Annotated in this window: 1 pseudogene; it reads left to right on the top strand. The window is 60.1% G+C overall.

Annotated features, from left to right (window positions below):
- Nucleotides 1-222, top strand: a pseudogene (locus AAEZ05_RS30385) (M48 family metalloprotease); the annotation flags it as partial.
- Nucleotides 223-233: the final 11 nt, after the last annotated feature.

Consider the following 233-nt stretch of genomic DNA (forward strand, 5'->3'; position numbering starts at 1 on the left):
ACCCTGGGTGAAGCCAGCAGCAAAGGGGTGTTGGACAAGACCAGCGCCAACGCCAAGCGCGTGCAAGCCATTGCCAAGCGCCTGATCGCCCAGGCTCCGACCTTCCGTGCGGATGCCGCCCAGTGGAACTGGGACGTAAACCTTATCAAAAGTGATGAGATGAACGCCAACTGCGGGCCTGGCGGCAAGATCCTGGTGTACAGCGGCTTGATCGACAACGTCTAGCTCACCGA

Origin of the sequence: Pseudomonas sp. HY13-MNA-CIBAN-0226, assembly GCF_040310305.1 — a bacterium.
GTDB classification, from domain to species: Bacteria; Pseudomonadota; Gammaproteobacteria; order Pseudomonadales; family Pseudomonadaceae; genus Aquipseudomonas; species Aquipseudomonas gregormendelii.